The 1901-nt window shown below is 71.7% G+C and carries 1 protein-coding gene; it reads left to right on the top strand.

Features of this window, described 5'->3' with window-relative positions; all coding sequences use genetic code 11:
- Positions 1–1901 (top strand): S9 family peptidase (locus VO99_RS27400; protein ID WP_052736682.1); only part of this gene is annotated, 1901 nt, incomplete at both ends.

Here is a 1901-nt window from a genome sequence, read left to right as displayed (position 1 = left end):
TTCGAGATCGACGACCTGGACCTTCACCGCAAGGTCTCTTCCCTGCATGCGGTACCGGCGGCGCCTGCCGCGCTGTGCGCGGTGCGCTTCGTGCAGCGCCAGGAGGACAGCCACGGCTCGCAGATCCGCATCTTTGCGTTCGACGGCTGCGGCGAAGGCCGGCTGCTGTCCGACGGCCAAGGCGAGGACACCGCTCCGCGCTGGTCGCCCGACGGCCGGCAGATCGCCTTCCTGTCCACCCGCGGCGGTGGCTCACCGCAGCTCTTCGTGATGGACGCCGAAGGTGGCTCACTGCGCCAGGTGGGCCAGTTCGCGCAGAGCGTGACGCAGCTGCGCTGGATGCCCGACGGCCGCTCGCTGCTGGTCACCGCCGCGGTGGCGGTGGACCCCGACCTGCGCGGCCGCCCTTCGGACGCGCCCGCGCCCGCACGCAGCGCCGCCGCACCCGAGGTGGTCTGGCGCCTGCCCTACAAGCAGGATGGCGTGGGCTACCTGCTGCAGCGGCAGATCCACCTGTTCACCGTCGACCTGGACTCCGGCCGGCAACGGCAGCTGACCCACGGCGCCTTCGACGTGCTGGGCTTCGACGTCTCGCCCGACGGCCTGCACGTGGCCTATGCGCGCAACCGCGAAGGCCGCTTCGCGCACCGCTACGACCTGTGGACCTGCGGCATCGACGGCCAGGGTCACCGGCAGCTGTCGCATGGACATGCCACGGTGATGCAGCCGATGTGGTCGCCGGACGCACGCCGCATCGCCTTCTCCGGCGCGGTGGACGAAGGCGATGCGCAGACCCGGCTGTGGCTGGCCGATGCCGCCACCGGCCAGGTGCGCGGCCTGGCGCTGGACCTGCTGGAGGTGGCCGACCCGGAGTCGCTGCACTGGTCGGTCGATGGCGACGGGATCGTGCTGCTGCGCGCCCACCGCGGCCGCCATGCGGTGGTGGCGGTGGATGTGGCCGACGGCGGGCTGAAGGTGCTGGCCGCCGGCGACCGGCAGCTCGGCGCCCTGGCCTGCCTGCCGGACCGGCTGGTGTACACGGTGGACCATCCCAGCCTGCCCAACGAGCTGTGGACCCGCACGCCGGGCGCCGACGAAGGCGACGAGCGCTGCATCAGCAGCCTCAATCCCTGGTGGTCGCAGCGCACGCCCATCGAGGCCAAGCCCCTGCGGTTCGACGTGCCCGACGGCGAAGGCGGCATCGAGACCATCGAAGGCTGGCTGCTGCATGCGGCCGACGCTCAGGGCCCGATGCCCTTGCTGAACGACATGCACGGCGGCCCGGCCAGCTATGCGCTGCTGGACTTCGAGACCAACGTGTTCTGGCAGGTGCTGTGCTCGCGCGGCTGGGCGGTGCTGGCGCTGAACGCGGTGGGCTCGGCCAGCTTCGGCACCGAGTTCTGCCGGCGCCTGTCCGGCCACTGGGGCGAGCTGGACCTGCCGCAGCACCTGGCCGCCATCGACCAGCTGCAGGCGCAGGGCCTGTGCGATGGACGGGTGGCGGTGTCGGGCAAGTCGTATGGCGGCTACCTGAGCTGCTGGGCCACCGGCCACACGCAGCGCTTCCAGGCGGCGGTGGTGATGGCCCCGGTGGGCAACATCGAAACGCACTACGGCACCTCCGACGGCGGTTATTACGCCGACCCGCTGTACGTGGATTCGGCGCCCCGCTTCAACCGCGAGACCGCGCGCCGGCTGTCGCCGATCCAGCATGTGGAGCGCTCCAGGACGCCGACGCTGTTCCTGCAGGGCAAGGAGGACGAGCGCTGCCCCAAGTGCCAGTCAGAGGAGCTGTTCGTGAGCCTGCTGCGCGCCGGCGACACGCCGGCCGAGATGGTGCTCTACCCCAACGAAGGCCACGGCTTCCTGGGCCAGGGCCAGCCCGCCTGCCGCCGCGATGC

This window comes from Aquincola tertiaricarbonis, assembly GCF_000969605.1.
In the GTDB taxonomy this organism is placed as follows: domain Bacteria; phylum Pseudomonadota; class Gammaproteobacteria; order Burkholderiales; family Burkholderiaceae_C; genus Aquincola; species Aquincola tertiaricarbonis.
This window is presented reverse-complemented; position numbering and strand designations above follow the sequence as displayed.